Source organism: Flintibacter muris, from assembly GCF_943192995.1.
Taxonomy (GTDB): Bacteria; Bacillota; Clostridia; order Oscillospirales; family Oscillospiraceae; genus Lawsonibacter; species Lawsonibacter muris.
This window is the reverse complement of record NZ_CALPCP010000046.1, coordinates 1-26,606: the sequence shown is the minus strand read 5'-3', so window position 1 is coordinate 26,606 and position 26,606 is coordinate 1. Positions and strand designations below refer to the sequence as shown.

Here is a 26,606-nt window from a genome sequence, read left to right as displayed (position 1 = left end):
GCGCCGAATGTCTGATTCATTTTGCATACCCCCTTTATCGTTTACCCGGTAGTAAACGGCTTGACCATAGTATATCGTGTCTCTGTTCGATTGGCAAGAGGGCAAAAATGAGGTGTCCCCAGTTGGGAACACCTCACGAGGTTTCGACAAATTTTGTCACGTTTTTATTTCTTACTGCTGTTCCTTTGCCAATCCAACCTGTCGGATATCCAATGTTTGAAGAACTTCTTCGTGCTCTAATGGGCAGAAACGAAGATCAACTTCTTCTAACTTTGGCAGTTTCAGCAACATTCGGCAATCTGTGAAATTTGTGTTGTAGAGGGAGAGCATCTTAAGATTTTTACATTTAGAGAGAAAAGAAAAGTCATCTACAATGAGGTTTTCAATACGAAGGGTTTGCAGATTAGGCATTTCCTCAATAATAGACCAATCCGCCGGGTCCAGATAAAAACTCGATGGTAAGTTGACAGGAATTGGAGCGTGGGCTGTACCGTCCGGTTCTATAATCACATCTCTTAAATCCAGAGTTAGTCCCTTTGTTTTTCCTATCGCCTTCATCCAGTCGTAGCGAACTAATAATCTCTTTCCATACATTCTCTCTATTACCCGCGCAATCAAAGGATGAATGTGGGTGCTGTTTGGCGGGTCAATGCCTTGATCAAAGGTCACTTCAATATGATATGGACCCTTGGGAACATATTTCAGGGTTGGCTTTTCAAAAACAGGCTTTGCCTGCGGTGCGGGTTTGTTCCGATTGGCGGTGCATAATTCCTGATATTCCCCGTTGTTGTAATAAAGGTACAACGTCTCCCGCTTATCATCCAGGCAGGCAGATAACAGGCCCCGAAACTCCAGGAGCTTGCGGTCAATCCCCGCCTGAGACAAAGCGGAATTAATCTGAGTAGAATCTGTCAGCCGAACGCCTCCGTTGTAGCCATAGGCTGCATCCCAAAGCATGGACAGCAGGAAGGCATCCAGATTATCGGCGCACTTTGCAAAAGAGATGTAGTCGTCGTTGGTGGAGATATACAGCGGCGGGTCAGATAAACCAGCTTGCAGGTCGCTCAACCGATAGCCAGCATTCCAGACGCCCTGATTTTCACACCAGAGCAAGACATAATTATCTGTGATTGCAGACCACTTTTCTTGTGGAAGTTGCCATAGAGCAAAATAGCCGTTGTCTTTATAACGATTTTCCTGGCCCTGTTCCTTAGCCTCCTGAAATTCCTCCACCCAATCTTCCAAGGTATCTTGAATATAAGAATAAGAAGTGACAATTCCCTTCGGTGGGCAGTTGATATGATTGTGTCGGTTGTTGATGGGATCGAGGCCATACGTTTTCAGAAAATCCCGGTAAATAGTTGGAAGAGCTACACCGATAGTTTTCTCTGCTGTTTGAATATCCGCCTCAGAGAAACCTTGATGTTCCCCTTGACAGAAAAAATCCATCAATGTTGGGATACTGACTTGGTATTGCATGACTAAGTGATCTCCTTTCTATTAACTGCTCAATGCTCTTATCTCCATTCAACTGTAAATTTGGATGGAGACTTATCATTGTAGCCACATTGCCATCTCTCTCATTTTCGCCGCAATCTCCTCCGGTTCCATGATACGGATTTTCCCGCCAAAAGTAAAGACCCAGGCGAAAAAGGGCGGGCTGGGCGCAACATCCACGGTGGCCTGGAAGTGCTCTCCGTCTACGATCTCTGTCTGCACCTCCTCTCCAAAACGGTCAACAACGCTGCGCATGGTGCTGTTCTCGCACAGCAGTGTTATCCTCCGGATGTCAGCGCCGAACATCCCGAACACCTGGTGTACGTACATTGCTGGATCGAAGTCCTGCGCTGGTATGGCCTCCTGCACCAGCAGTTCCACAGCGGTCATGCGGTCTACACGGAACTGGGCCAGCTTGCCGTGTTTCTCCGACCAGCCCACGGCGTAGTAATAGTCCCGGCTCCAGATCAGGGCATAGGGGCTGAACTCGTACCGATAGCCGTCGTGCTTGAGGACTTTTTCTTTCTCTGCGGTGTACTCTATGTACTGGAAGGCGATCCGCCGCTTCTCCTGGATGGCGGTGTGGATCATGTCCACCGCATAGTAGATCGCCTCGTTGCCCTGCTTCACTGTGCCCTCCATGTAGACAGGGCGGTTGAGCTGTTTGGCCTGCTCCTGGCTGGTGAGGGAGGCCAGCTTGCGGATCAGGCTGGCGCTTTTCTTCCTGGTGATGAAGTGCGAGGACTCCACCGCATCCACCAACAGCTTCAGCTCCGGCAGCTCGAACAGGCGGGAGCCGACGAAGTAGCGGTTCTGGGTGCTCTTGACACAGACAACGTCCACGCCTTGGTCAATCAGGATCTGGATGTCGCTGTACACACTCTTGCGGCCGGCCTGGATACCGTGGGATTCCCAGAATTGGAGGATGTCTGAAACGGAGGCGGCGTGTTCCTCATCTGTTAAGGTGCAGAGATACTGCTGGAGCAGTAATATTCGAATTTGCGCTTCGTTCTTCATGAGTCACCTCCGGCTGTTTGAGATAGCTTTACTCTTTTGGATTCCCGTTGTTTTCGCCCACTTAAAGGTTTTGCCGTTTTTCCTACCAATGAATGGCTTTTGCACATTTAGCGAGCACCGCCCTCCAGCATTTGGAGGACCCACTGGTAAAAACTCATGCCGTCAGGCCGGAGTTGGGCTGAACAAGAGCGCCACACCTGTCCTTGGAGCGGCCCTGTTACAATCAGGATTGGCTGTGTGGCCCGCATGTTCCAGTTTGGCCGGTCATCGTTGTATGTTGCAAAGGGCAATGCGCCGCATAGTACGCTGTAATCCTCACAAATCCACACTGGGCTAATAGGGTCTTCCCTGGGAAAGTCTTTGAATAAAGAGTGCCAGACCGGATTTTTCCCCGTATAGGCGTTAGGGCCAAAGCAATTCGTTAAGCTACGGCGAGTTTCGTCGGTGTTCTCTGTAAAATAGAACGGCTTTCCCAGGTTAGGCAGACAGTCCAACTGCTCCAAGGAAAAAAATACACCGCCTTTTCCACAGCTGTTTGCAGCCGGGAAATTCTCACAGCCATTGGCGATTTCCGTAATGAATGTAACATATTCCTCTGGCAGAGCGATCCCGTGTCTTCTCTCAAAGTCCCGCACAGCCTTCAGTGAGATAGGAGGATTCCAACTAATGTCCCTCCGCCGTTTGCCAGCCATCAGCCCTCGAATCCTGGCAAGAGGATCGCCAGCTTTTTGTCGTTCCTTTTCCTCCCGGAATAGCTGATCGGTGTAGGACGTCAGCTTTTTAGACAGGTACAGCTCTACCCAGTCCAGGAAGGTACAGCCCGGCAGACGAAGCACGCCACTCTCGTCCCGCTCCCAGACTTCGCCCCGGCGGGGGCCGGAGACAGTCAGGAACCAGGTTTGACCACCCTCGACATTCTCCTCCACCAAAACAAGGACGCCATTCTCCTGCACTCGCTTCCACTTTTCACTATCCTCTGGATCATCCATGCAGAACTCTGGATCTGTGTCTCACTCCCAGTTCTCTATAAGCGGAAAATCCTCATGGAGCCGGTTTAGCTGGTGGCCGTCTTTGAATGGATACAGTTGGCAAGATTCCTCTCGAAATGGGGGTAGACTGCTGCCGTTTCCGATTTTGGTGATGAAAGACTTATATTCCTCTGGCAACTGGAAACCGTATTTTGACTCTATGGCCTCCACCTCTGCCAAGGGAATGGGCTGATTCAGCTTCCAGGAGCGTTTCAATTTAATCTGCGCCCCAATTTTCAACAAGCGAGTATCTATGCTCATAGGTGATTCACCTCTACGCATTTCTTTTTTATCATTGTATTTGTGTTTTCGTATTTTTTCAATTTGGCATAATGACGATTAAAAAAGCAGACGGATTCAGTGAAAAAATGAAAATAAAAGAAGAATTCCATCCTGAAATGTGGTATAATTTAATCACCACAAAAAACCACGCCAAACAAATCAGGAGGAATTCCTCATGGCTGATTATACAACAAATACAGGCGTTATGAAAAGAGAAATTTTCAAGTTCACACAGAAAATTTCGGAGGGTATGGCACGGCCATTCCAGAAATTTGCTGCCGATGTGTGCTACGGTGCCATGGCCTCAAAGAGCTGCTTGATTTCTGAGATGGCTCAGGCATTGCAGGAAGATACACAGAAAATTAACACGATTGAACGGCTGACCCGGCATCTTGGCAACGAGGTTCCTGAAGCGGTTCGGGGTAATTACCTGAACGTGGCAACAAAATATTTGCCGGAAAGCGTGGTGGTCCATATCGATGACAGCGATGTCGTAAAACCCTGCGGAAAGGCATTTGAGGGGATTGACCGTGTGCGAGATGGTTCCAAAAGCACACAGACCAAGTCTGTCATGGGGAACGGATACTATGTGACCGAAGTTACTGCCCTCACATACTCAAACCATCCGGTGAGTGTTTTTTCAGAGGTTTGGTCTACTCAGTCCCCTGAATACACTTCCGGAGGACAATTTGAATATACAAAAAAGGCTGTCCGTGCCTGCGTGGACAAGTTGGGGCATGTGATTTTCGTCATGGACAGAGGCTATGATGACAATGACGTTTTTCGCCTGTTGGACAAGTATGAGCAGGAATATGTGATTCGACTTAAGCTGAACCGAAAGGTGCGAATTCAAGGTGAAAAGCATTCGATAGGAGAACTCTGCTCGAAATATAAGGGAAAATACAAAGCAAAAGTGATCTATCACGGACGGAAGCGAAAGGCCAGGCTGTCCGTTGTGAAGGGCTGTCTCAGTGGCTCTGACCGTCTGCTGTCCATTATCCTGATTTACGGCCTTTCTGGCCACCCCATGGTGCTGGCCACAAATCTCAACACCGATACCAAAGCGCAGCTGATCGCGGCAATGAGGCACTACTTCTCCCGCTGGAGGATCGAGGAATACTTCCGTTGCAAAAAGCAGATGTTCAGCTTTGAAAACTTCAGGGTGCGCTCACTGACAGCAATCAACTCCCTGAACTTCTTTCTCTCCGCCTGTATGCTCTTCCTTGCCACGCTCAGAGAAACCAGAGAAAAGAACTGCCATTTTAAAATTTGCATTGACGCCGCCGCTCTGCTCAAGCCAAAAGTCTTCTTTTTCTATTACCGGCTGGCGGAAGGCTTGTACACCCTTTTGTCCAAGGCACACTCTGGCATCCGAGGATACTTCAAACCTTTGAAGCCTAACCAGCGGCAGCTGAAGATCCGCGGCTTTGCCGCATAAAATCGTAGCTGCACTTTTGATGCAGTTTCCATTTTTGCCCTTTTTGATTTTTACGAAAACTCAAATAATATTTTGGCCTGAAAAATGGACAAACTGGGTCAATTCATACACAAAGTTTCACAACTCTGTGCCACAAAAAAACGCTTGATACCTGAGTCTTTCGGTATCAAGCGTTTATTCGTTATTTCGTATTCTTCTTCACAAAATCCCAAGCACTGCGGCACATATCTTCTACGGTGTGGGTTGCTTCCCATCCCAGCAGTTCTTTAGCCTTGGTGGCATCTGCCCAGAAAGCGGGAAGATCTCCTTCACGCCGAGGCCCAACTACATAAGGCAATTTAATGTCATTTGCAGTTTCAAAGGCACGGACAAGCTCACGAACAGAGATACCGTTGCCGGTGCCCAGGTTGATGGCCTCAACACCAGTATGGTTCTCCGCATACTCCAGCGCCTTCAGGTGACCCACAGCCAGATCAACCACGTGGAGGTAGTCACGCTGGCAGGTACCGTCGGGAGTGGGATAATCACCGCCGAAGATGGTTAGTTCGGGAAGAACACCGGCTGCCACACGGGCAATGTAGGGCATCAGATTGTTGGGGATGCCGTTGGGGTCGTCGCCCAGCAGGCCGGAGTCGTGGGAGCCAATGGGATTGAAGTAGCGCAGCAGCACCACAGAGAAATCAGGGTGGGCCGTCACATAGTCGGTCAGGATACGCTCGTTCATTACCTTGCTCCAGCCATAAGGACTGCTGGACTGGATGGCAGGCATCTCCTCTTTATAGGGATAGGGATTTTCGGGGCCATAGACCGTGGCAGAAGAGGAGAATACAAACTTTTTACAACCATACTCCTCCATCAACTCCAGCAGAGTCATGGTGCTGTCCAGATTGGTACGGTAGTACTCCAGAGGCTTTTTGACGCTCTCGCCAACAGCCTTGCGGCCTGCGAAGTGAATCACGGCATCAAACTCGTTCTCCTGGAATATGGTACGCATCTGTTCCTTGTCGGCGCAATCCATCACACGGAATTTGATCTTTTCCCCCACGATGCTCTCTACACGGCATACGACATCCGTTCTGGCATTGGACAGATCATCTACGATCACAACGCTGTGGCCAGCCTGTATCAGTTCGACTACGGTATGACTGCCGATATATCCGGCACCGCCGGTTACAAGTACCTTCATGACTTAGCCCTCCTCATTCACATAGTTCACGAATTTATCAAAGGCCCTCGCGCCCTTCTCATTGCGCTGATAGACACCCGCGTGCTCCAGCACCTTTGCAAAGACCTTGCCGGTCTCCACTTTCAGAATGGCGGCGGTATTCTCCTTAGTAAAGGTGTGCTGCTTTTTCAACTCTTCCACCCAGTCGGCGTGCTTGGCCAGTTCACCAGTCAGCTCTTCTCCGGCAAGGATAGCCTTCTCCACACCGGCCAGTTCCTGCTTCAGGCGGGCAGGCAGCACAGCCAGGCCCATAACCTCAATGAGACCGATGTTTTCCTTCTTGATATGGTGAAGTTCAGCGTGGGGGTGGTACACGCCCAGAGGATGCTCTTCGGTGGTGATGTTGTTGCGCAGAACCAGATCCAGTTCGTAGTCCGTTCCCCGGCGGCGGGCGATGGGGGTAATGGTGTTGTGGGGCACGCCTTCGGTCTCTGCAAAGATGAAAGCATCCTCGTCGGTATAACCACGCCAGCTCAGCAGAATCTTATCAGCCAGCTCTACCAGACGCGCCTTTTTGCCGCAGCGCAGACGGATGACACTCATGGGCCACTTAACGATGCCGGCCTTCACATCCTCGAAACCAGCAAAGACAATCTCACGCTCGACCGCTGCGCGCTCCATGGGGAAGCAGTAGTGGCCACCTTGGAAGTGCTCGTGGCTGAGGATACTGCCGCCTACGATGGGGAGATCTGCGTTGCTGCCCACAAAGTAGTGGGGGAACAGAGAAACAAAGTCCAACAGTTTGGAGAAAGCGGCCTTGTTGATGACCATGGGAACATGCTCATGATTGAACACAATGCAGTGCTCGTTGTAGTAGACATAGGGGCTGTACTGCAGATGCCAGCCCTCACCGGCGATGGTAACTGGAATAGTGCGCAGGTTTTGGCGGGCGGGGTGGTTCATACGTCCCGCATAGCCCTCGTTCTCCGCGCAGAGCATACACTTGGGATAGCCGGACTGGGGAGCGAGCTTTGCGGCTGCAATAGCCTTAGGGTCTTTTTCCGGCTTGCTGAGGTTGATGGTCACATCCAGATTGCCGTATTCGGTGGCCGTCTTCCAACGCACATCCTTCTGGATGCGGTAGCGGCGGATGTAATCGGTATCCTGTGAGAAGTTATAGTACCAGTCGGTGGCAGTCTCAGGGCTGGTGGCGTACATCTCGGAAAAGGTCTGATGCACCTCACGGGGCATGGGAGTCAGAATCCCCATTAGTTTGGTGTCAAAGAGGTCACGGCTGGTGATGTCATCATCGCAGACACCCCGTTCCACCGCATCCTCCAACAGCCCCTGAAGAATATCCTCCAGGCTCATGGCTTCCGGTTTGGCAGGGTCGTAGCTGTCCAGTTTCATAGCCTCCAGTAGCCCGTTGGTTACATAGATCGTGTCACAAGGCTGAACCAGCTTCTTGTTCAGGCCATATTGGACCAAAGAAGCGATATACACATTCACATCCATTTTCCGCTCCTCCTTCAGGACAATCTCACGCCACCCTCATTACGAATGTGCAACACGTGGCAGCTGCCTTCACCCAGTACCCGCTCAATTCCACTTTTAAACTCTTCCAGCATATCAACAGGAACAAATGCCTGCACCGTTCCGGCGAAGCCGCCTCCGTGGACACGGTAAGCCCCACGCCCATTCAGCAGGGTATCACACATGGCCAGAGCAACCGCCACCTCCTGATGCTGCGTGGCACCGGCAGGACTGATATTCTGCAAATACATCCAGGAACTGTACCCGGATTTAGTAACCAGACCAAGGAAACCATCGAAGTCGTTTTCAAGCAGCGCTTTTTTCTGCTCCATGACACGCTTGTTTTCCTGGTAGAAATGGATGGCCCGCAGGATGGCACGGTCAGAAACCTTCCCTCGCAGATTTGGCAGAGCCTCCATAAATTCTTTTTCGCGGACTTCTCGCAGAACATCCTTTCCAAAGAAATTGCAAATCTCTTTCAGCTCACGGGGAATGGCCGCGTACTCATCAGTGAGATCGGCGTGGTCAGCACCGCTGTCAATGATGCACAGGGCATGGCCAGCCTTTTCAAAATCAAACTCGATGCGCTCAACCTGGGGATGATCCGGATCAGCGAAGTCGATATAGACCATGCCGCCCACGGAGGAAGCCGCTTGATCCATCAGGCCGCTTGGCTTGCCGAAGTACACATTTTCGGCATACTGGCCGATCTGAGCGATTTCCACCGGGCTGAGCTTCCGATCAAAGAACAACTCGTTGCAGATGGTGCCCATCAGCACCTCAAAAGCGGCAGAAGAGCTCAGTCCGCTGCCCGGAAGAACGGTTGAGTGGGTCTCGGCATCGAATCCCTTGATCCGGGCTCCCAGCTGCTCAAAGGCAGCTGCGACGCCACGAACCAGGGCCGCGGAGGTGTTTTTTTCCTCTTCGCGGATATTCAAATCATCCAGTTCGACCACAACCTCAGGAAATCCCTCAGAGCGAACGCGGATGTTGTTGCTGCCATTCAGCATTACATCTGCCACCGTTTCCAGATTTACTGCGGCGGCCAGCACACAGCCACGCTGGTGATCGGTATGATTACCGCTAATCTCTGTACGGCCGGGAGCGGAGATCAGAAAATGTTTTTTTGTCATATGAGGTCCCTTACTTTTTGGATAACTTACTCAGTTCTTAGGCTCCAGCAGCTTAGCGTTGGCCTTCTCCACATTCAGCTTGGTCAGCAGGAAAGTAACCAAGCCGCAGAAGATAGCGGGCAACCACAGATACATCACATTCAGCATAGTCAGAACAGAGTCAGGCTGAGTGGCCACGCCGCCCTCGATGAATCCGGCAGCTGCCAGCAACCAACCGGAGATGGCGGTGCCCAGTCCGCCGCCAATCTTGACGCCAAGAGAGGTGCAGGAGTACATGGTTCCGTCGATACGCTTACCAGTGGTTAGATAGGTGTAGTCGGAAGCAGAAGCGATCACAGCGTTCAGGTCGCCCTGCAGGGGGCACATACCAAGAGAAGCGATGGCGGTGAAAGCTAACATCATGGGAACGCTGCCCATGTAAGCAGCCACGATCACCAGGATTCTTGCGATGGTGGCCAGAGCATAGCCGGAATAGTTGATCTTATACATACCGCCCAGTTTTGCAACGATGGTGGGCACCAACAACAGACCGATAATCATGGGGATGTTGAGCGCGCTTGCGAAATAACCCATCAGCTCCTTGTTGCCTAACACATAAGTCATGTAGTAGGTGCCGACGCCGGTGAAAGCGGTGTAGAGCTGAGTCAGCAGATAGACACCCAGAATCAGCAGGTAGAACTTATTCTTGACCAACAGACCGACAGCTTCGCGCAGGGTGTACTTTTCTTCCGGAGCGTCAACTGCTTTCTTGGCTTCAATCTCGTCTTCGGGCAATTCCTTCATGGACAGGACGGAGACGGTGTTGGAGATAATGCCGATGATGACATAGATCAGTGCAACAATTCTCCATGCGGCGGCATCGTTGCCGAAGTGCTCAACAAGGCCAAAAGTAACAGCCTGGATGATGGTGCTGGTGGTGAATGCAAAGACGAAGCGCAGAGAACCAATCTGAACACGCTCGTTTTCATTCTTAGTGATCAGAGCGGTCAAAGCGGAATAAGCGATGTTATTTGCGGTGTAGAAGCCTGCGTTCAGCATCACGTAGAAGATGAAGAAGAAAGCGTACTGAGCGGTCTGGCCCCAGGAAGTGGGAATAGAGAAAATCGCGAACAGGCAGACACCACAACCCAGATAGGGCCACAGCATCCAGGGACGGGCTTTACCCATCTTGGTCTTGGTCTTGTCGATGAGGGAGCCAAAGATGACGTCAGAAACGCCGTCGAAGATCTTGGATACTGCCATCAGGGTGCCAACAATGCCGGTGTTCAAGCCGATGGTATCGGACAGGTAGATCATAACGAAGAAGGTCAGGAACGCATAGACCACGTTGCCGGCGATATCGCCAGAGCCGTAACCCACCTTGTTGTACCATTTCAAATATCTCTTTTCAGCCATGATAGCATCTCCTATTCTCTTTATTCAGTTATTTCAGTTCGGGGATGACGCGGATGGCGAAGTCGATGGTTTCGTCGATCAGCTTGTATTTCTTCTGTAAAACGGGGCCACAGCTCGCAGAGCCAATACCGTTCTGCCGGTAGTCCAGACACAATACGGTGCTGCCGCATTTGTTCAGTTCGTAGTTGTGGGCCTTCTCGGTCAGTTCTTCCTGCGTGTAATGGGATGCATTGAAGCTGAAGGGTTCGGGGCCAACTGCGATCAAACGCAGTTTGTCGCTTTCCAGAAGCACATAGTCACAACTACCGTGAGCGCCATTCTCCTGGGGACGGATGTAGTCCTCCTGAAGCCCGTCCACGGTATCGCGGTACAAGCCGTGGCTGGCAGCATTTCGCTTGTCAATGTAGTTTTCCATGGGACCCAGACCGAAATAAGCAACCTGCTCCATGTTTTCAGGAACGAACAGGCGCAGACCGAAGCGAGGCAGCTCGGGGAATTCTATGTTGCGCTTGGTGAGAATGTTGGCACAGACGCCGCCTGCAACCGTCACGGTCCAGTCGATTTCTACGGTCATGAACCGCTGCACAGCGATGGCACCAATAGACAGGTCACTGTGGATACGAACCTCGCTGTCCATGGCCACGAAGTGGGTGTTATACGCCCGGGTGATGGCCTTATCGTAGTGGGCAGCAAACCAGTCAGCCTTCAGCTTGCGGTCGTTATCGGTGGGAGCGCGCCACACGTTCAGATCCATGGGACGGTCCAGAAGCTCCATGCCCTGATAAGTCATCCGGGCAAACATACCGGTAAACTTATCGTAACGATATGTGAAGTTTGCAGCTGTGAGAGTCAGATACCGGTAGTCCTCTGTAACAGAAATACTGTCCTCCAGGATGGCCTTGCTCTGCCAGTATGCCAGAGCAATCTGATTGCGGTCATCCTGATTCTCCAGAGTAATCTCATCGAAGCCCAAATCAAAGCCCTCGGAGATCAGTTCGGAGTTGTTTTTGGCGAAGTAGCTGATCTTCAGGAAACAGCGGCCCTTGGCGGGAACCTGGACGTTCAGGGTCACGGTACCGCTCATGTGGGGAGCGATGGCGGGGATTTTATCCAGCTGGCCTTCCTGAACAAGCGCACCATCACAAGTGACTTGATAAGAGGCGGTGATGTAGTCCTGCAGGGAGACAAAGTCCATGTAGTTGTGCAGGGTCAGCTGGCCGGTTGCCTGATCATAATCAACAACACGAACAGGGCGGTGTACGTTTTTGTATTCCATCAAACCGGTGTGAGGACGACGGTCGGGATAAACCAGACCATCCATGCAGAAATTGCCATCGTGGGGGTACTCGCCGTGGTCGCCGCCATACCAGTACATATCTTTGCCGTTAGGAGCCTTGCCCTTGTAAATGGCGTGATCGCACCACTCCCAGATAAAGGCGCCACACATGCACTCATTGGCCTGAATGAACTGCCAGTAGTCCTCCAGATCACCGGGGCCGTTGCCCATGGCATGAGAGTATTCACACATCAGATAGGGCTTGTCGGACTCAGGATCGTCCACATACTCCTGCAGGGTCTCCAGCGCAGGGTACATATTGCTGTAGAGGTCAATGTTGGAGAAATCGTACTTGCGCTTGCGGCTGCGATACTGAGCGCTTTCATAGTGGGTCAGACGGGCGGGGTCAAAGTTCTTGGTCCAGGCCAGCGCAGCCTCGAAGCAACAGCCGTAGGCGCTCTCGTTACCCATGGACCAGCAGATGACGCAGGGGCGGTTCTTGTCCCGCTGGACACAGCGCTGGGTGCGCTCCATAGTAGCCTCCAGGAACTTGGGGTTGTCGGCGAAGGGCTCGTTCCAGTGCTCGGTGTGGTTCTCCCAGACGTCGTTCTCTCCGCAGTACAGTTCGGCGGCACCGTGGCTCTCGTGGTCGGCCTCGTCAATGACCAGGAAACCGTACTGGTCGCACAGCTGATAGAACATGGGGGCGTTGGGGTAATGGCTGGTGCGAATGGCGTTGAAGTTGTGCTCCTTGATCATCCGCAGGTCGCGCTTCATGTGCTCCACGCTGATGACGGGGCCGGTCACGGGGTCGGAATCGTGGCGGTTTACACCGCGGAACTTGATGGGAGTTCCATTCAGGAATACCTGCATCCCATCTACTTTGATCTCCCGGATGCCCACTCGGTCGGTGATGATCTCGTTCTCGCACTCGACGAGCATGGTGTAGAGATAGGGCTTCTCGGGATTCCACAGGGTGGGCTGGGGAATGTTCAGGATAGCTTGATGGGTATAGTTGCCGATATGCTCCTTCGTGGTCACTTCGGCGGCGTCGATCAGACGATCCTCAGCGTCCAGCAGCCTAATGACAGTGGGAACACTCTCACCGGCGAAGGAGAAGCGAACGCGGACAGTAGCTTTATCCTCTTCCTGCTGGGTGGTCACGAAGTAGTCCCGCACATGGTTCTCAGGACGCTTGATGATGTATACATCCCGGAAGATGCCGCTGGTGCGGAACTTGTCCTGATCCTCCAAGTAGCTGCCATCGCACCACTTCAGCACCAGAACGGCCAGAGTATTTTCGCCCTCACGGATCTTATCAGTCACATCAAACTCGCTGGTGGAGTGGGAGATCTGGTTGTAACCCACATACTCGCCGTTGAGCCAGACATACAGGCAGGAATCCACACCCTCAAAGTTCAGGTAAGCCTTGGGTGCCTTTTCGTCCTTAGCATAGGTAAAGGAAGTCAGGTAAGCGCCGCAGGGATTATCCTGGGGAACGAAGGGAGGATCTGCCGGGAAGGGGTAATGAATATTGGTGTACTGGTGCTGATCGTAGCCATGATTCTGCCAGACGCTGGGAACGGGGATGGTGTCGTAGGCGGAGGGATCGAAACCTTCCTCATAGAACAGCTCAGTCAGGTCATGGATACTGGGGTAGTAGCGGAACTTCCAGTCGCCGTTTAGCAGCTGGAAGCGATCGGAGCGTTCCCGATGCTCCGCAGTGTCGTCCAGACGGTTGGACGCGGGGATGAAGTAGGCTCGGTTGGGCAGAGCGTTTTCAGACTGGATCAGCAGGTCTTCAAAATAGGCAGGGACGATCATGTGGGGCTTCCTCCTCGCAATGAATTCTGTGTGTATTATCCCGGAAATTTTCTCCTTTTTCTATAAACTGCATTGGACAAAACATGCACAAAATGATACAATTAACAAAACAGCACATCAGCACAAAAATGTTGTGACCGAAAAAAGCCGGGAGGGATCCGCATGTATGTCAACTCAGGTTATCTGTACAACACCCGCGTACCGATCAAGGACAAGTCCAAACCGCTGTTGGTGGGCAGCTGCGGTACCTACCGGCTGAGAACAAAGCAAAAACTCCCGACCTGGCATCCCAGGGGCCGTTTAGACTATCAATTGTTGTATGTGGCCTCCGGAAAGACCCACTTCTTTTTCAACGGGCAGGAGGAAATCGTACCTGCCGGCTACATGGTCCTTTATCAACCGCGCCAGGAACAGCATTATGAGTATTACGGAGAAGAACAACCCGAGGTCTATTGGGTACACTTCACGGGAAAAGATGTAAAGGCAATTTTGAAGCATTTTGATATTCCTACAGATAAAAATGTTTTCTTCTCCGGGGTTCCCTCTGCTTATCAGCACCTGTTCAAAGAAATGATCCGGGAGCTGCAAACCTGCCGTACTGGATATCAGGAATTACTGGAAATGTATCTGCGGCAGATTTTTCTGCTGATCCAGCGCACACGCCAAGAGAGCAACCCTACCATCAGCACTTACCTACAAAAGGAAATGGAGTACGCCCAACAGTATTTCCAAGAACACTATAATGAAGATATTCAGATCAAGGACTATGCGAAATCTCGTAGCATGAGCGTAAGTTGGTTCTTGCGAAACTTTAAGAAGTTTATCGGCCAGCCTCCCGCACAATATCTCCTAACTATCCGTATGAACAATGCCGTCAGTCTCTTAGAAACAACTGACTACAATGTGGCAGAAATATCCGCAATCATTGGTTACGACAACGCGCTGTATTTCAGCCGCCTCTTCAAAAAGCACAAGGGCGTGTCGCCCTCGGAGTACAGAAGGCTTTTCCAGAAAAAGAACAGTCCGGATCGTGGCATCCATACATCTCCATGATCAGATAGGAAAAAGAAAAGACTGCCATAACGACAGCCTTTCCCATTTGATTTCTTATTCAAGAACCATCTTTGCACATCCATAGATTCCCGCGTCATTACCCAGCGTGGCAATTGCTGCTCCGGTTTCTTTCGATACATGGAAGGCGTACTTTCGGTAATATTTCAGTACCGCGTCGGTCACGATATTTCCGGCCTTGCTCATGCCCCCACCGATAATGAATACATCCGGATCTACTGTGCAGGAAATGTAGCTCATGGCACGGCCCAAATAATCGCCGAACCGGTCGATGATTTTCAGTGCCATATGATCTCCTGCCACAGCCAGTTCGCAGATGTGTTTGGATGTAAAATCCTCAATTCCCCGCAGTTTGGAGGGAGTGTCACATTGGGAAAGCATGACCTTGGCCATGCGAACGATCCCTCTTGCAGAGGTGTACTGCTCCAGACAGCCGCATTTCCCGCAGCTGCAGGGCACTATTTCTCCAGGCTCCACCGTCATGTGACCGATCTCACCGGCACCCCCGTTTTTGCCTGCGACGATTTTGCCGTCCAACACCACACCTCCGCCAACCCCGGTGCCCAGGGTGATCATGACCGCACTCCGGCTGCCTCGGCCTCCGCCCTGCCATAGCTCACCCAGCGCCGCTACATTGGCATCGTTTCCCGCAGCAATATTGGGGATGTCCGGAAGCAGCTCGTTCATGCGCCCCTTGATGTTAAAGACACCCCAGCCAAGATTGACGCACTTATTGACTGTGAAGCTGTCGTCCACAGGACCGGGGACACCGATACCGATGCCCACAATCTGAGATGCTGAAATCCCATTCCGCCCCATGCTCTCTGCAATGGCCTGTGCCACGTCAGGCAGAACATGGACGCCGCCGTTTGCGGTACGGGTTGGAATTTCCCACTTTTCCAGAAGTTTGCCGTCGGCATAAAACAGACCGAGCTTTACACTTGTTCCACCGATGTCTGCACCAAACACATAGTTTTGCATGGTATTTCCCCGTTTTCTCATTTCTATTCATTGCTGAGTTTTTTATTATGGAGGGTTTTATTTATGTTAAATTCCTCTCGTCAACTCTTTGGCTATACCAAGGACGATCTTGCCGTGGAGACCCTGACTTTGGATAACGGCATTCTCTCCTGTGATATAATTACCTTTGGTGCCGCACTTCGTTCTCTCCGCGTACCGGATCGTTCTGGCATCAAGCGTGATGTTGTTCTGGGTTATGATACTCTGGAAGAGTATGAGAGCCACCCGGGCTATCTTGGTGCTGTCGTAGGCCGTGTGTTTCCATGGTGGGTTCAGTCCTTCCTCAAAGGTATTGCAACACAAGGGAGGCTTTTCCGGATGGCTGCAGGCCGTCTCTACCGATAGCTTATATAATCAGTATCTTCCCAACAATTCGTCTTATAAAGCAACTTTTTAAGTACATCTGGGTCACCAGAAGTCAAAGCTGCCTGATGTTCTGGTGTCAGCCAGCGCAATTGATTTTGCACCCACCAGTGGTTCACTGCTATCGTCCCACTCCAAACAGGTTCACAAAGATGTGCACAGATAAAATTTTCAAAGCTATGGCTCCAGACTCCCACTTCTCCTGAATCCTTGCTCAACATAAAAACTGGGGATTCCTGTTCTCCCAGTGTAACATTGAAAAAATAAGCGTCTCCCTCATCTTCCCATGCGAAAGGAAGTATCTGGACTCCTTCCTTCCATTGTCCGCCATCTGCCTGAACTCGCTCTATCAGATGATGGTTTGACCACTCAACAACCGAAAATTCGAGAAAATTCCAATAGGGATAATATTCCGGCTCTAATAATTTATTAGGAAACAGATGGGACTTAGCTTGAGGCTTACTGCATACCCAACGCATGGCACCACTTTCATATATATCCCGAAAATCTTTGGGATAAGTCATGTGGAGTTTTTTCTCTACCGTCTCCAATTTCATTTGCGTTCCTCCTCTAAATATAAATGAGAAATTATTGCCTTGATTATACCATTACCTCTGTCCAGGTTCAATCCGTTTTCTGAAAAGAACCGCCCAGTTTCCCCGCTTGACAACTCCCATTGGCAAGGTCTACTATAAACGCAGAAAAGCGCCGGTGGGCGCTGTTGAACGGGAGGCGGTTTTATGAAGTATGTCAGGCGGATCGTCTACTGCCTGTTGCTGACGGCGGCGGCGAATGCCCTGCCGCTGGTCTGGCTGCTGTACGCTGAATGGTCAGTTTCCAGTGCCGGGTGGCTGTTTCTGCCTCTGGTGGCGGCATTCCTCTGGGTCAATCTCCGCCCCATTCCGAAGGCCGGCCCCACCAAGCGCATCCAGCGGCTGGCGGAGGGCTGTGAGTTGCTGCGGCTGTTCTGCGTGACCGCCACGGCCACCGTCCTGCTCCAGCTTCTCTGGCTGAACGTACTGCGTGTCGATATTGCGGCGGACAGCTTTCTTGACTGGTGGGGGTATTTTGGGGGCGCGATGGGCGTGCTGCTGGCGGTGATCCTGGAGGCCATTGTCTTCTGGAACGGCATGATCCGGGTCTACCTCACCTCGGTGCAGCTGGGCATCAAGCACCGCGTTCTCGCGGCTCTGTGCGGGTGGATTCCCCTGGTGAACCTCTGGTATCTGGCAAAGATTCTCCGCATTTGCCGGGACGAAGTGGAGTTTGAGACCCAGAAGTGGGAACTGGACGAAGTTCGGGCGGAGAGCGAGGTCTGCAAAACGAAGTATCCCCTCCTGATGGTCCACGGCGTGTTCTTCCGGGACTTCCGCTGCCTCAACTACTGGGGCCGCATTCCCAAGGAGCTGAGGCGCAACGGGGCCACAGTCTACTACGGCCAGCAGCAGTCCGCGGCGGCGGTGGAGGACAGCGGGAAGGAGCTGGCGGAGCGCATCCGGCAGATCGTGGAAACGACCGGCTGCGGGAAGGTGAACATCATCGCTCACTCCAAGGGCGGGCTGGACAGCCGGGCCGCCATCGCCCACTGCGGCATGGCCCCCTATGTGGCGACATTGACCACCATCAACACACCCCACCGGGGCTGTATCTTTGCCGAGTACCTGCTGGGCAAGGTCCCCCAGGCCGCCCGGCTGAAAATCGCGGCGGCCTACAACGCCACGATGAAGCAGGTAGGCGATCCCAATCCGGACTTCCTGGCGGCGGTGACCGACCTGACGGAGAGCGCGTGCCTGGCCCGGAACGAGGTGATGCCCGACGCCCCCGGCGTGGTGTATGAGAGCGTCATGTCCTACTGCAAGAAGGCCCAGCATGGCAAGTTCCCGCTGAATATGACCTACCCCATCGTTAAGCACTTCGACGGCCTGAACGACGGGCTGGTGTCGGTGGAGTCGGCTAAGTGGGGAGAGCGGTTCACTCTCCTGGAGCCCCAGGGGAAGCGGGGCATCTCCCACGGCGATGTGGTGGATCTGAACCGGGAGAACATCCGGAGCTTCGACGTGCGGGAGTTCTATGTAAAGCTGGCGGCGGATTTGAAGAGCCGGGGGTATTGAGCGAGGAATAATACAATTATGTTTGGCATAGGGGGAGCGGTGTATGACTAATGAAAAAAGAGCGGAATTGCTTGTTCAAAAATATGGTTTTGACTTTGATGAAATCTCTAAAGGCGAAATCCGAAATTTGATTGAACAGGAAATAGAGTGCTTTCAAGAAGGCAGTTCGGAATATATACGGGTACTTTGTGGTTATTTATTTTGCCTCGGCAATATTGCTGATGTACCTCTGCTCGAAAAGGCAAAGCATGGAATAAATTTTGATGTTGGTTGTATGATAGACCAAGAATGGATAGACAGTCTGAAAAATGGCGGTGCTGAGAATGAGTCTATCCGTTCCAGAAATGAGATTATTGATAGTTTTGTAGCGTACTATAAAGACTTTACAGCAGATGCAGATGATGGAGATGAATGGGGCGGCTCCATGTTTTCCACTTCACTTTTTGACGATTGAGTAATTTCTGTGTAATATGCCATATCAGTTTTGTTGCAAAAACCGGCCAAAATACAACTTGCAACCCATAGTTGCGGAATAGTTGGTAGCAGCAACACGGCCTGATGCCGTAAAATCGCCCCATAGGAGGTGATTTCATGGCTACGGGATTTTGGGGTATGTACGGCTTTCAGTTCTGCCACTCCCTATCGGCTTTGCTCGGCTTTCTGTCAGAGCAGTGTCTATCCTAACGACCCTTAGAGCGTGTTTGTCATTTTCTCTGTTCTAAACTCTCCCTTAGAGTGGGCCCTTCTGGTTGGTTCATGGTGACCCTACCCTCGGTTCTCCGCCAGGGCGCACTAACCCCCTGGCGGAGAACTTATCATTTTTGCAGCTACTTCAGCCGGTATAAATTTGAGCTGAGGCTCCCGTTCTCCCGAAAGCGCCGCTCCTTGGAGATCAGCTCCGCCCTGCACAGATCATTCAGTGCCCGCTTGACGGTAGAGCGGGACAGCCGCAGCTCTGCGGAGATTGTGCGTATCCCCGGTCAGCACTTACCCTCGCTGTCGGCGTGGTCCTTCAGGTACATATACACAGCCCTTGCCCGGTGGTTCAGATCGGATTGATAGATCTTCTCAAAGTATCCCATAGACTACTCCTGCCCCCCATCTGTGCGGACGACCACAGGGGGAGGAGGCTCCCGCCTGGTGCGTCTGGCCTGAGCGTAGGACGCGCCGCCTCTGGCAGTTGGAGTTTTCGGAGGAACCGGGGGAGCGGGAGGGGTATCGCTCTCCGCTGGCTGTGCGTGGTGACAGCGGAAGATCGCCTGCTCCAGCTCCTGCTTGTTGGCATAGGCCACGGTGCGTGCGGCCCGCTCCGGCAGCAGATACGGATCACCGAAGGAGATGCCCCAGTCCAGGAAGAGCCTGAGCCGTGTCTGCATGGGGTGCGTCCCCGTCTTCATCACTACAAACTGGCCCTTTGGGATGGACTTCAGCTCATCCGGCGTCATGAGAGGCCGCTCCATCATCTGGAGGGAGCGGCTGGCGCTGTCTTTTCCGGCGCCCTTGCTCACCGAACCGCTCATGACAGTGCGGCTGCCCAGGGCCTTGGACAGCACCTCGGCGGTCTGGGAGTTGGGGGCGAAGCCGCCGAAGATCGTGTCCTGGACGTTGTCTTGAATGATCTCAGAGCCCTCCTTCCCATAATTTTTCTCCAGCTGTGCCAGCGACTGAATGATCGGCACCAGAGTCAGTTTGCGGGAGCGGCCAGCGCTGAACAAAGGCAGGATGTCGAAGGCGGGCATGGTGCCCAGCTCATCGCAGAACAGCACCACCCGGTTGGGCAGCTTGCCGCCGTTCTCGTCCGCCACAGAGAATAACTCACGGGAGAGCGTCTGGATCATCAGGCCGGCCATGAAGTTCTTGCTGGGGTCTTCTTCCGGCAGAACGAGGAAGATGGCAGACTTCTGGGAGGCAAAGGCTTCCGCGTCAATGGCGCTGTCGAAGCACAGCACCTGCTCCAGCTCGGAGTCCAGGAAGGCATTCAGTCGGGACAGCACCGTGGACATGACCGAGGCCATGGCCTGCTCCGCCGAGTTGAGAGCGGCTCCGGCGAACCACCGTGCCTTGTGCGTGTCGGGGAGTGTGTCCATCATGACCTGAAAGCCGTTCTTGCCCTTGGCGGTCTTGCTGGGCGCCAGCAGATCCTGCACCAGCTTGAACACGCTGACGATGTGCCGCCGCTCTTGGGGAGCCTCCTCTGTAGGCGGCAGATACTCCGCCAGCAGGAGAACGACTGCTGTAAGCAGTCCCTCCGCAGAATCGTAAAAGAACTGGTTCTGCCCATAATTACCGGCATCACCTTCTGGGTTTATGATGGTTTTCGCTAATATTTTTGCGTACTTCTCCGCCTTGGCTCTCGCCGCCAGATTGGACGGCTGCTCCCGGCAGATGTCCATGTAACGGTTGATGAGCGTGAGGAGGTTGTACCCGTCTGACCTGGTAGGATTGCGCAGGTCGATCACCGCCACCTTGTACCCATAGTGCTGCAAGGCCACGGCTCCATAGTTCCGGGCGAGATCTCCTTTTGTGTCTAAGGCCAGGAAACTCATCCCACTGGCGCAGGCGTACTCCATATTTGGATACAGAAAGAACGCTGTCTTGCCCACGCCGGACGCGCCGATCATCAGGCAGTGGATGTCATCCGTGTCCACCAGGGCGGTGACGGCGTTCTTCTTCCCGACACAGCCCAGCACCAGCCCCTGCTTCCTGGGCAGGTTCTTTCCAGCGCGCCACTCGCCCACATGGAAGGGGATGTGCCGGTAGGTCTGCTGGATCTCCTTCCTGTTGGCCCAGCGGGCCGTTCCATGCTGGCCGTCGCCTACGGTTTTGGACTTGATGTTGTCCAGATTCCCACTTCCGGAGAAGTGTGTGGCGGCGGCAATCAGTAAAAGCATCCCGCCCGCCAGTAAAATTAACATGATCGTTTGCGGCGTCATAAATTCACCCCATCTTCGTCGTCACGAACTCCATATCGCTCGCGACGGTATTTTTTATGAAAATACCATCTCTCGCTCATTCCGTTGCGCCTCCTCTCCAGATCGAACCCGCTCCGCTGGGCTTCGATCTGGTGGTGTTTGCTTCTGCTGCTGTTTCAAAACGTCCGCCTCATACTTGACGGATATCTTTGCACAGGACAGCGCCAGCTCCAGCCAGCCCTCCGTCAGCTCCCGCTTTTCTGCCTCACTGCGGATGCCGGGCCTGGAGGCCAGTTTCAAAACATTGTGAGTCTGTTCCGCCAACGCAGCGGTGCGGCTGTTCAGGCTGCTCCGATTCTGGTGGGGATGGATGCGGCCCCGCAGTTGCTCCAACAGTTCCTCACTGCTATGTGGTTCACCCAGCTGTCGCAGCCCCCGGCCATAGGCGTACAGAGCCAGTGCGGAGGCCAGCTCGATGCAGGTCGTGGCTCCCTCCGGGTAGTCCCTGCGGAGATTCATCTCATATCCGCAGAGCGCATTTGTCAGCTCACGGCCTACCCGTTCTGGAATGACACACTCCTCCATGTAGACTCCGATCCTGCCGCAGACCGCCGAAGAGGCGATGAGCTGGGGATGCTCCTCCGCCTCCTGAGCGGGAAGCCCCCGGCTGGCCTTGAGATCCTCGTTCCAGTCCTTATGCTCCGGCTGGAGCATCCCCACATCGTCATAGCCGCGCTCATGGAGGATGTCCGCCAGCCGCCCGCTGGCCTCGATGCCCGCCTCGTCATGGTCCAGGCAGAGGCAGACGGCGCGAAGGCCGGGGTTCTGCTCCAGCATCCAGAGCATGGCGTGTTCCGCTGTTCCGCACAGGGCCACATAGCTGTGTTCCTGCCAGCCTCGGGGGTAGCGTGAGAGGAAGGACATCAGGTCAATGGGCGCTTCGAAGACATAGAGGCGGCGGCTGGTCCCGGTGTAGTGAAAGCTGCACCGGGGATCGCTGCCTTCCACGTTGATGCGGAAGGTCTTGCCGAGGCTGTTCAGGCTGCGCTTGTGGGCGTGGCGTGGGACGCCGTTCTCGTCCTTGCCGACAAAGACGGCATTGTGGTACTCTCTGTCCTTGAATTTCTCACAGCTCTCATACAACAGTCCGGCCCGGACAAAAGCATTGACCACGTTCCGGTCCAGAAAGCGGTGTTTGAGCAGATAGGCGTACATCCGCCGCATCTCCTGACCGGCAGAGGGCAGGGCAAATTCCTTTCTGGGCTTTTCCTCCTGCTTTTGGGCGGAAGCGTAGACGATTCCCTGTTCCCCGCCCAGCAGACAGGTGATGGCCTCTGGGTAGGAGAGGTTATAGAACTGCTGGACGAAGGAGATGGGGCCGCCGCCTTCCTTTATGGCATGATCGTACCACTCATTGCCCTGGACGGTGATGCTGTGATCACTGGCCAGACGGTACTCCGGCCCGGAGCGGATCAGCTTCTCCCCCTGATGGCGGAGGAACTCCACCAGATCTACCTCGCTTGCCCAGAGCTTCTGCTCCTCGGTAAAATGGATATAGGGCACTTTCTTCACCTCTTTTCGTTGCTGTGCATGTTCACTTGACTTTTGTTTATACTTTGTATATACTGCTTTTGGGAGGTGTTTCTCATGTATGCTACGATACAACGGTGGGGCAACAGTCAGGGACTGCGAATCCCCAAGGCGCTGTTGGACGCGCTTGGACTGCGGGAGAACGACCGGGTTGAACTGATCCAGTCCGATGATGGCATCCAGATTAAAAAGGCCGCAGCTGGACACCGCACACTGGAGGAACGGCTGGTTGCCTTTTACGGCAAGCCTGTTGACGAGATTCCCCGTCTGGAGACACAGGAGATCGACTGGGGCAAAAGGGCAGGTGATGAGGCGTGGTGACCGTTTTTGAGCAGGGGGACATTGTCTATCTGGACTTTGATCCCCAGGCTGGACACGAGCAGAGGGGACGCCGTCCGGCGCTTGTGGTCAGCAACAACCTGTTCAACCGCGTCAGCAGCCTGACGATGGTCTGTCCGATCACCCACACTGACAAAGGGCATCCGTTTCACATCCGGTTGGATGACACAACGAAGACTGATGGGGTGGTGCTCTGCGACCAGGCGAGGATGCTGGACCTGAGCAGCCGCAACGCTTCCTTTGTGGAGAAGGCGCCCGCGCCCCTGACGGCGGAAGCGGTTGATTTGATCATGGGGTTCGTGGAGATACGGTAATTTGAACGAAAGAGAAACGAGCTGCCTCCGTGCCTGGAGGCAGCTCGTTTTGTGTGGCTTCTGGAGAGGAGGCTATCGGAGCCGCTGGACCTGCTCCTCATGGTCGTCCGGCTTGTGGCCTATGGCGATTTTCTTCTCTCTGATCTTTCGTCTCAGCTTACTGTCCACAAAGGTGATTCCGCCGCCCGGCGGCGGGGCCTGCTCCTGGAAGATGCGGCCCATGTGGTGGAGGAGCCGGGTGGCGCTGGCGAAGAGGGAGGGCGAGTCATCCATGTGGTCAAGGAAAAACCGGGCGTACTCATTGCCCTGTTCCGCCGCCAGCGTGAACCAGCGGACGGCGGATTCCCTGTCCTGCGGAACATCCTTCCCCAGCAGGTACAGCTTGCCGAGGGCGTACTGGGCATACTGATTGCCCTGCTCCGCCGACTCCGTCAGCCAGCGGACAGCGCCCGCTGTATCCTTTGCCACGCCATCGCCGCACAACAGCAGCTTGCCCAGCTGGTACTGCGCGAACTGGTTTCCAAGATCGGCGGACTGTCGGAACCAGCGCCGGGCAGCGGCGGGATCGTCTGCCTCCAGACGCAGCTTGCCCAGGGCGTACATGGCGTACTGATTGCCCCGCTCGGCTGCCTGGGAGAACCGGATCACCGCCTGGGTCATATCCTGCGCCACTGGCCCGCCGTCACGGTACAGCTTTCCGAGGGCGTACTGAGCGCAGTCCAGTCCGGCCTCCGCCGCATGGGTCAGCCAGTCCACCGCCTGACGAGTCCGCTCCCGCTTGGCAGAGGGATTTGCGAGGATGTGCTTTGCCATCTGATACTCCGCATAGGTGTTTTTAAGTTCAGCGGACTTCTCCAGCCACTCCAGCGCAGCGCTCTCATCCTGCTCTGTCCCCACGCCATGAAGGAGCATCCAGCCGATGCGGTACTCCACATAGCGGTTGGGGCGCTGCCTCTCCACGGTCTGGAAGGCGGAGAGCGCCTTGGCATACCACGCATGGGACTGCTCCGTGTCAGCCTCCACGCCAGTGCCGTCCGCAAACATCCTACCCAGGTCATGCATGGCCAGGGCGTTGCCGTCGAGGGCCTCCTCCATGAAGAGGCGGCAGGCTTGCTCGTGATCCTGGGGCGTCTCGTCATCTCCGTACAAAAAAGACCGCGCCCGCTTGTATCGGTCACTCCACACCACGGCGGGCGGCGCTTCGCTGGCCTCCTCTGGCACATCCGAACTTTCCGACTCCGCTTCCGGCTCGGGGCCGGCGTCCTCGCCGGCCTGGGGCGGCTCCTGGATATCCGCCGGCGTGAACACCTCGGTGTGCTCACCAAGCCGCGCCGCTTCCTCCACCACCACATTCTTTATCCGCTTGAACTCCGTCTGCCGGGAGAGGGGGAGCCGGTCTGGAAGGTCATCCCGGTACGTCCGCAGCACTTCTTCCCGCAGCTGATACCACGGGTCATAGGCGGAGGAGACACGGGAGTCCTTTGCCAGCTCGTCCACAATCTCATCCACCACAGCCTTCAGCGACGCCTTGAGGTAGCCGTACTGTTTTTTGCCGGAGGTGCTTTTCAGCCGTTGGGCCAGTTCGCCCATGAGCTGCTCGATGCGGGGATTCTCCAGCGTGCCGGAGAGCATCTGCCGGATCAGCTCCTTCATGACCTCGCCAGACTGCCGCACCAGCTCATCCCGGCGCTGGGTCTGCTGCCGGTAGATCTCCGTCAGCTCCTGGCGGAAAATATTCTTTGCCAGTCCGGACTTGATCCTGGCGATGCCCTCCTTATCCAGAAAACCGGAGCGCCCGTCCGCACTGTAGCAGACCATGTGGACATGGGGATGCGCTCCATCGTCGTGGTAGGAGGCGTACCACCGAAACTGTTCCCACGGGATATTCATAGTGTCCGCAATCTGTGGAGCGTAGGTGGAGAGGAGGGCCTGCCACTGTCTGGCGTTGTCGTAGCCGAGGCGGGCGGCATCCTCCCGGCGCAGGGAGATAATAGGCAGCCACACATTGCCGGGGTGGTTCGCCACCTCCTCCGCGATCCTGGATAGCTCCAGCGCATCGCCTGTGCCGTTGAACAGACCATGCGCGCCGAGCCGCTCCGCACGAGGGCGCTGGGCAATGTAGCTGACGTAGTTTTCCCGCTTGGCGATCTGGTCCGCGTCGTCGCAAGCTCCATATCCCTCACTCCTGCCTTGTGGCGAGAGCTCGCTCATTTCGCTGCTCCTCCTTTCCCCACCGAACCCGCTTCGCTGGGCTTCGGCGGGGACCCCATAATCCTCTATCGCTCTGGTGATAAATTCCGAGGCGGTGGCACGGGTGGGGGAGGACTGGTAGTCCTCGTACTCGAACATCCCGCGGCACATGGGGAAGTCCCGGAGGAGCCGCTCCACCATGGCCCGCTGCTTTTTTGTGGCAGGCTGGCCGGCCTTGTCCGGCTTGAGGAGATCCGTACCGTCACGGGTAGCGACGTAGCGGACGTAGTTGTTCAGGTGTGCGGCGGCTCTCTCTGTCCCCGGTTTGATGTAGGGGCACTTGAATATGATCCGGGGCATGGAGCGTCACCGCCTTTCTGTCACACGCCGCCCCGCTGGTACTCCACCGCCTTGTCCAGCGTGACGCTGCCGCTGGTCTTCTTCACGTTCTGGACGCACCGGCCGCGGAGACTGCGGAGCGCGTCGTCACTGATCTCCATCCCCGCCGCCAGCACGTTCATCACCATGTCCAGCTCCACCGCCAGCTTGAAGAGCAGACGGCAGATGCGGTTCTCCGTGTCCTGCACAGTGCCGCGCAGGACGGAGGCCAGCGCGGGCGGCAGGTAGGCGGTGGCATCCTGACCGGAGACGTACCCAGCGTAGAACAGCGCGGCCTTCTCCAGATACTCACTGCGGCTCTTGCACCCGGCAGTCTCCGCCGCTCTGTCCATCACCTCCAGCGTGGAGGGGTACAGCCAGACGGGGATGCGCGTCTTGATCTCAGCAGAGGCACCCGGCTCCACTGAAACTGCCTGTTTTCTTCTCATTATTGAATTCCTCCATTTTTTCGAAAAACCACCCAGCACAGCCACCTTGGGAAAGGCTGAAACCAGGCGGTTTTTCCTCTGTTATTTTTGTTTCCGACCACCTGTCACAGCTAACAGGGGGTTAAACCGACCACCTCGTCCCCACTCCCGACCCGCGTTGCGGGGCGGGGTAAACGGCAGGTGGGCGCGAAAGCGACCACCTGCCTTTATCCTGCACTTTTTTCGACCCCCCGGTTCACCTGCACATTTTGGGGACGCCGATTTTCTCTCTTTCGCCACAC

Annotated in this window: 22 protein-coding genes and 1 pseudogene; 7 read left to right on the top strand and 16 right to left on the bottom strand. The window is 54.3% G+C overall.

Translation table 11 applies throughout. The annotated features are described in order from the left end of the window. Window positions 1-171: 171 nt before the first annotated feature. The 4 genes from NFS22_RS20315 to NFS22_RS20300 all read right to left on the bottom strand — a co-directional run bounded on the left by NFS22_RS20315 (window position 172) and on the right by NFS22_RS20300 (window position 3,803). Window positions 172-1,479, bottom strand: coding sequence for an SMI1/KNR4 family protein (locus tag NFS22_RS20315; RefSeq protein ID WP_016323167.1), 1,308 nt, complete (start codon window positions 1,477-1,479; stop codon window positions 172-174). Window positions 1,480-1,554: 75 nt separating this feature from the next. Beyond that, the gene (locus NFS22_RS20310) at window positions 1,555-2,514 is read right to left on the bottom strand and encodes a helix-turn-helix transcriptional regulator (RefSeq protein ID WP_251319523.1); all 960 of its coding nucleotides are present in this window, start codon (window positions 2,512-2,514) and stop codon (window positions 1,555-1,557) included. A 107-nt stretch (window positions 2,515-2,621) separates the two neighbouring features. After that, window positions 2,622-3,350, bottom strand: a complete 729-nt coding sequence (locus tag NFS22_RS20305) for an SMI1/KNR4 family protein (RefSeq protein WP_251319522.1) — start codon at window positions 3,348-3,350, stop codon at window positions 2,622-2,624. A gap of 174 nt (window positions 3,351-3,524) precedes the next feature. Continuing rightward, window positions 3,525-3,803 (bottom strand): SMI1/KNR4 family protein, encoded by a 279-nt coding sequence (locus NFS22_RS20300; protein ID WP_251319521.1) that lies wholly within the window; start codon window positions 3,801-3,803, stop codon window positions 3,525-3,527. Between the two features lie 271 nt (window positions 3,804-4,074). On the opposite strand from NFS22_RS20300, the gene NFS22_RS20295 reads away from it, so the two are divergent. Next, window positions 4,075-5,262, top strand: a complete 1,188-nt coding sequence (locus NFS22_RS20295; protein ID WP_251319520.1) for a transposase — start codon at window positions 4,075-4,077, stop codon at window positions 5,260-5,262. 181 nt (window positions 5,263-5,443) lie between these two features. Here the strand turns inward: NFS22_RS20295 and galE are convergent, their stop codons facing one another. Genes galE through NFS22_RS20270 form a run of 5 tightly spaced genes read right to left on the bottom strand, consistent with a single transcriptional unit; the run spans window position 5,444 to window position 13,588 of the window. Next, window positions 5,444-6,448, bottom strand: coding sequence for a UDP-glucose 4-epimerase GalE (gene galE / locus NFS22_RS20290; protein WP_120485656.1), 1,005 nt, complete (start codon window positions 6,446-6,448; stop codon window positions 5,444-5,446). Between the two features lie 3 nt (window positions 6,449-6,451). Further along, entirely contained in the window at window positions 6,452-7,942 is a 1,491-nt protein-coding gene (gene galT / locus NFS22_RS20285; RefSeq protein WP_016317167.1) for a UDP-glucose--hexose-1-phosphate uridylyltransferase, read from the bottom strand. Between the two features lie 14 nt (window positions 7,943-7,956). Further along, a complete protein-coding gene (locus NFS22_RS20280; RefSeq protein ID WP_016317168.1) occupies window positions 7,957-9,093 on the bottom strand; it encodes a galactokinase in 1,137 nt (378 codons plus the stop codon). Between the two features lie 30 nt (window positions 9,094-9,123). Further along, on the bottom strand, window positions 9,124-10,488 hold the full coding sequence (locus NFS22_RS20275) for an MFS transporter (protein WP_120485657.1): 1,365 nt from the start codon (window positions 10,486-10,488) through the stop codon (window positions 9,124-9,126). A gap of 28 nt (window positions 10,489-10,516) precedes the next feature. Further along, window positions 10,517-13,588 carry a glycoside hydrolase family 2 TIM barrel-domain containing protein gene (locus NFS22_RS20270; RefSeq protein WP_251319519.1) on the bottom strand — a complete coding sequence of 1,024 codons (3,072 nt, stop codon included), beginning with the start codon at window positions 13,586-13,588 and terminating at the stop codon, window positions 10,517-10,519. 162 nt (window positions 13,589-13,750) lie between these two features. Between NFS22_RS20270 and NFS22_RS20265 the strand changes: the two genes are divergently transcribed. Then, the gene (locus NFS22_RS20265; RefSeq protein ID WP_016317171.1) at window positions 13,751-14,641 is read left to right on the top strand and encodes a helix-turn-helix domain-containing protein; all 891 of its coding nucleotides are present in this window, start codon (window positions 13,751-13,753) and stop codon (window positions 14,639-14,641) included. 54 nt (window positions 14,642-14,695) lie between these two features. On the opposite strand, the gene NFS22_RS20260 is transcribed toward NFS22_RS20265, so the two are convergent. Continuing rightward, window positions 14,696-15,640 (bottom strand): ROK family glucokinase, encoded by a 945-nt coding sequence (locus NFS22_RS20260; protein ID WP_235370150.1) that lies wholly within the window; start codon window positions 15,638-15,640, stop codon window positions 14,696-14,698. A 63-nt stretch (window positions 15,641-15,703) separates the two neighbouring features. Here NFS22_RS20260 and NFS22_RS20255 point away from each other — a divergent pair, with 63 nt between their 5' ends. Further along, window positions 15,704-16,024 carry an aldose epimerase family protein gene (locus NFS22_RS20255; protein WP_251319518.1) on the top strand — a complete coding sequence of 107 codons (321 nt, stop codon included), beginning with the start codon at window positions 15,704-15,706 and terminating at the stop codon, window positions 16,022-16,024. Here NFS22_RS20255 and NFS22_RS20250 read toward each other — a convergent pair. Continuing rightward, window positions 16,015-16,599 carry an SMI1/KNR4 family protein gene (locus NFS22_RS20250; protein ID WP_251319517.1) on the bottom strand — a complete coding sequence of 195 codons (585 nt, stop codon included), beginning with the start codon at window positions 16,597-16,599 and terminating at the stop codon, window positions 16,015-16,017. The genes NFS22_RS20255 and NFS22_RS20250 overlap by 10 nt on opposite strands. 183 nt (window positions 16,600-16,782) lie before the next feature. On the opposite strand from NFS22_RS20250, the gene NFS22_RS20245 reads away from it, so the two are divergent. Both NFS22_RS20245 and NFS22_RS20240 read left to right on the top strand, forming a co-directional pair. Next, a complete protein-coding gene (locus NFS22_RS20245) occupies window positions 16,783-18,153 on the top strand; it encodes a lipase family alpha/beta hydrolase (protein WP_251319516.1) in 1,371 nt (456 codons plus the stop codon). 43 nt (window positions 18,154-18,196) lie between these two features. Beyond that, the gene (locus NFS22_RS20240; protein ID WP_120485662.1) at window positions 18,197-18,607 is read left to right on the top strand and encodes a hypothetical protein; all 411 of its coding nucleotides are present in this window, start codon (window positions 18,197-18,199) and stop codon (window positions 18,605-18,607) included. Between the two features lie 373 nt (window positions 18,608-18,980). On the opposite strand, the pseudogene NFS22_RS20235 reads toward NFS22_RS20240, so the two are convergent. The 3 genes and pseudogenes from NFS22_RS20235 to NFS22_RS20225 all read right to left on the bottom strand — a co-directional run bounded on the left by NFS22_RS20235 (window position 18,981) and on the right by NFS22_RS20225 (window position 22,628). Continuing rightward, window positions 18,981-19,235, bottom strand: a pseudogene (locus tag NFS22_RS20235) (helix-turn-helix domain-containing protein). Window positions 19,236-19,238: 3 nt separating this feature from the next. Further along, complete coding sequence (locus tag NFS22_RS20230) at window positions 19,239-21,086, bottom strand: type IV secretory system conjugative DNA transfer family protein (RefSeq protein WP_420908896.1); 1,848 nt, start codon at window positions 21,084-21,086, stop codon at window positions 19,239-19,241. Window positions 21,087-21,140: 54 nt separating this feature from the next. Continuing rightward, window positions 21,141-22,628, bottom strand: coding sequence for a DUF3991 and toprim domain-containing protein (locus NFS22_RS20225; protein ID WP_251319514.1), 1,488 nt, complete (start codon window positions 22,626-22,628; stop codon window positions 21,141-21,143). 84 nt (window positions 22,629-22,712) lie between these two features. Between NFS22_RS20225 and NFS22_RS20220 the strand changes: the two genes are divergently transcribed. Beyond that, window positions 22,713-22,976: an AbrB/MazE/SpoVT family DNA-binding domain-containing protein gene (locus NFS22_RS20220; RefSeq protein ID WP_251319513.1), complete on the top strand. Its 264-nt coding sequence runs from the start codon at window positions 22,713-22,715 to the stop codon at window positions 22,974-22,976. Next, a complete protein-coding gene (locus NFS22_RS20215) occupies window positions 22,970-23,308 on the top strand; it encodes a type II toxin-antitoxin system PemK/MazF family toxin (protein ID WP_204791913.1) in 339 nt (112 codons plus the stop codon). Before NFS22_RS20220 ends, NFS22_RS20215 begins: the two co-directional genes overlap by 7 nt. Window positions 23,309-23,380: 72 nt before the next feature. Here NFS22_RS20215 and mobP3 read toward each other — a convergent pair whose 3' ends face one another. Continuing rightward, entirely contained in the window at window positions 23,381-25,858 is a 2,478-nt protein-coding gene (gene mobP3 / locus NFS22_RS20210; RefSeq protein ID WP_251319512.1) for a MobP3 family relaxase, read from the bottom strand. A gap of 20 nt (window positions 25,859-25,878) precedes the next feature. Then, entirely contained in the window at window positions 25,879-26,325 is a 447-nt protein-coding gene (locus NFS22_RS20205; protein ID WP_160636523.1) for a hypothetical protein, read from the bottom strand. Window positions 26,326-26,606: the final 281 nt, after the last annotated feature.

What these genes read in the sequence shown, in the direction of transcription:
- NFS22_RS20315 (WP_016323167.1), bottom strand. Translation starts at nt 1,479, where the DNA reads ATGCAATACCAAGTCAGTATCCCAACATTGATGGATTTTTTCTGTCAA.
- NFS22_RS20310 (WP_251319523.1), bottom strand. Translation starts at nt 2,514, where the DNA reads ATGAAGAACGAAGCGCAAATTCGAATATTACTGCTCCAGCAGTATCTC.
- NFS22_RS20300 (WP_251319521.1), bottom strand. Translation starts at nt 3,803, where the DNA reads ATGAGCATAGATACTCGCTTGTTGAAAATTGGGGCGCAGATTAAATTG.
- NFS22_RS20295 (WP_251319520.1), top strand. Translation starts at nt 4,075, where the DNA reads ATGGCACGGCCATTCCAGAAATTTGCTGCCGATGTGTGCTACGGTGCC.
- galE (WP_120485656.1), bottom strand. Translation starts at nt 6,448, where the DNA reads ATGAAGGTACTTGTAACCGGCGGTGCCGGATATATCGGCAGTCATACC.
- galT (WP_016317167.1), bottom strand. Translation starts at nt 7,942, where the DNA reads ATGGATGTGAATGTGTATATCGCTTCTTTGGTCCAATATGGCCTGAAC.
- NFS22_RS20280 (WP_016317168.1), bottom strand. Translation starts at nt 9,093, where the DNA reads ATGACAAAAAAACATTTTCTGATCTCCGCTCCCGGCCGTACAGAGATT.
- NFS22_RS20275 (WP_120485657.1), bottom strand. Translation starts at nt 10,488, where the DNA reads ATGGCTGAAAAGAGATATTTGAAATGGTACAACAAGGTGGGTTACGGC.
- NFS22_RS20270 (WP_251319519.1), bottom strand. Translation starts at nt 13,588, where the DNA reads ATGATCGTCCCTGCCTATTTTGAAGACCTGCTGATCCAGTCTGAAAAC.
- NFS22_RS20265 (WP_016317171.1), top strand. Translation starts at nt 13,751, where the DNA reads ATGTATGTCAACTCAGGTTATCTGTACAACACCCGCGTACCGATCAAG.
- NFS22_RS20260 (WP_235370150.1), bottom strand. Translation starts at nt 15,640, where the DNA reads ATGCAAAACTATGTGTTTGGTGCAGACATCGGTGGAACAAGTGTAAAG.
- NFS22_RS20255 (WP_251319518.1), top strand. Translation starts at nt 15,704, where the DNA reads ATGTTAAATTCCTCTCGTCAACTCTTTGGCTATACCAAGGACGATCTT.
- NFS22_RS20250 (WP_251319517.1), bottom strand. Translation starts at nt 16,599, where the DNA reads ATGAAATTGGAGACGGTAGAGAAAAAACTCCACATGACTTATCCCAAA.
- NFS22_RS20245 (WP_251319516.1), top strand. Translation starts at nt 16,783, where the DNA reads ATGAAGTATGTCAGGCGGATCGTCTACTGCCTGTTGCTGACGGCGGCG.
- NFS22_RS20240 (WP_120485662.1), top strand. Translation starts at nt 18,197, where the DNA reads ATGACTAATGAAAAAAGAGCGGAATTGCTTGTTCAAAAATATGGTTTT.
- NFS22_RS20230 (WP_420908896.1), bottom strand. Translation starts at nt 21,086, where the DNA reads ATGACGCCGCAAACGATCATGTTAATTTTACTGGCGGGCGGGATGCTT.
- NFS22_RS20220 (WP_251319513.1), top strand. Translation starts at nt 22,713, where the DNA reads ATGTATGCTACGATACAACGGTGGGGCAACAGTCAGGGACTGCGAATC.
- mobP3 (WP_251319512.1), bottom strand. Translation starts at nt 25,858, where the DNA reads ATGCCCCGGATCATATTCAAGTGCCCCTACATCAAACCGGGGACAGAG.
- NFS22_RS20205 (WP_160636523.1), bottom strand. Translation starts at nt 26,325, where the DNA reads ATGAGAAGAAAACAGGCAGTTTCAGTGGAGCCGGGTGCCTCTGCTGAG.